The sequence below is a fragment of the Mesotoga sp. UBA5825 genome, from assembly GCF_002432955.1.
Taxonomy (GTDB): Bacteria; Thermotogota; Thermotogae; order Petrotogales; family Kosmotogaceae; genus Mesotoga.
In genome coordinates this window covers 1-1,922 of the sequence record NZ_DJHG01000109.1, presented here as the reverse complement: position 1 = coordinate 1,922, position 1,922 = coordinate 1, and the positions used below count along the sequence as shown (strand labels likewise).

Annotated in this window: 2 protein-coding genes; both read left to right on the top strand. The window is 44.4% G+C overall.

The features are described 5' to 3' along the window. Positions 1–230: 230 nt before the first annotated feature. Positions 231–1,085, top strand: a complete 855-nt coding sequence (locus B3N33_RS10760) for an ABC transporter ATP-binding protein (protein ID WP_292593329.1) — start codon at positions 231–233, stop codon at positions 1,083–1,085. Beyond that, complete coding sequence (locus tag B3N33_RS10755; RefSeq protein ID WP_292593328.1) at positions 1,075–1,845, top strand: ABC transporter permease subunit; 771 nt, start codon at positions 1,075–1,077, stop codon at positions 1,843–1,845. Before B3N33_RS10760 ends, B3N33_RS10755 begins: the two co-directional genes overlap by 11 nt. Positions 1,846–1,922: the final 77 nt, after the last annotated feature.

The window sequence follows — 1,922 nt, the reverse complement described above, 5'->3', positions numbered from 1 at the left end:
ACAAAAGAACGCACATTAGAAATCTCTTCATTGCAAACACCCCCCTGTCTTCAGCTCCCTGATCTCTCGTTTCTCCAAAGACTGCAATATTATACATTGTGATCACTTCTTGACTTCTATATTCCTGAATCACTGGAAAAAACCAAGATATTCAGAGCACTCCTCCTCTTGACAACCAACTGTATTAGTTGATATAGTACAGTTAAGATAGTCAGTGAGGAGTGAATTCAATGTTAGAAGAAGCGATCAGAGTTAAGAACCTTAGGAAGAACTACGGGAATTTCGAGGCTGTAAAGGGGATAGACCTCTCGCTTGTGCCCGGAAAGGTCAACGCTCTTTTGGGCCCTAACGGCGCCGGAAAGACTACAACTCTAAAATCAATTCTTGGTCTTGTTCATTATTTGGGAGAGATAACGATCCTTGGAGAGAAAATCGATGTCGCCCGGGAGAGAATCTCATTTGTTCCAGAAGACAAAAGCTTCTATGACAACCTGACTCCGGAAAAAGCAGTTAAGATGTGTTCGATGCTCATGAGCAATTTTTCGGCAGATAAAGCTGCTAAACAAATGAAGGACTTTGATCTCCCTATGAATAAGAAGATATCTGCTTTCTCTCACGGCATGAAGACATCCACTTATCTGGCAATCGCAATGTCTCAGGACGCCGATATCTTTATCTTCGACGAACCCACATGGGGCCTCGATCCTCTGAGGAGAGACGAAGTGCTGGAGATGATTAGATCACTGTCTGAAAGCGGGAAGACAGTTCTTTACACCTCACACATTATTCCGGAGGTGGAGAAGATAGCCGATGTCTTTTCGATAATGTACAAAGGTGAAATTCTCTACTCAGGAGAAATGAAGGGATTAGGCGAAAGGTTCGCTCTTTACTCCCTTCCAATGAAAACGGATATAGATAGGAATGACTTCACCGCCGTTGTCAAAGAAGCAAATTCGCTGAAAGTTCTCACCGATAACTCTAAAGATATCGCGAGACTGAAGGAGATAGCTGGATCAAAAAGAGAAGAGGTTAATCTTGAATCCTTCTTCGGGACTATTGTAAGGGGGAATAAGCATGTTCTATAAGGAAATCCACGAAATGAAATTGAGAGTAGTAATCATGTTCGTCGTCTTGTTAATCTCATTGATTACAACTGTTGCTCTCAGACCTTATGCAGCGCAGATGATGGAAGAAATGACCCCTCAACTTGAAGAGATGCCGGATTTTCTTAAGAATCTTATGGGAGACGTTTCAGGTCTTTCGAGACTTAATGACGACAATTACTATCTGTTGAGTCAGTGGCACGGAAAGAACTACGGGCAGTTTCTCCCCTTCGTCGTTCTGCTGATCGCCTTCCCCATATTTGCAAAGGAATTCGACAAGAAGACGATCTACTTCCTGCTTTCAAGAAAGAACAGGAACGAAGTGTTCAGGACGAAGTATCTTGCGGGGCTCGGAGCCGTACTGACAATAACGGTGGTCTTGTCCTTGCTCGGTCCAGTAGCAATGAATCTCTCCGGTTACAGCACGGCGTTTGCCGATACGCTGAAAGTGCTGCTCCAGCAGCTGGTCGGAGTCACATTCTTCTACTCTCTCTTTACGATGATTTCTATAATGAGTAGAGATCAGGTCAAACCAGTAGTTGCCGGAGTAGTAATAGTCCTAGGATTGCCCATACTCGGAATGATTGACGCGCTCTCCTGGCTGAATCCATATCCTTTTATACTGGGATCGAGTGTAGCGCAGAACGGAACTATCGACTGGATCTATCTGGTTTCGTTGCTTGCAGCGACAGTTGTACTGACCGCAATTGATTACAAGGTCTTTGAAAAGAAAGAAGTGTGAAAACAGACCGTTTTCGGAAGGCTAAATGATGGCGAGAATGTCGCTAATGCGGGCCTGGCAGTGGTCGGTGGTAGCAG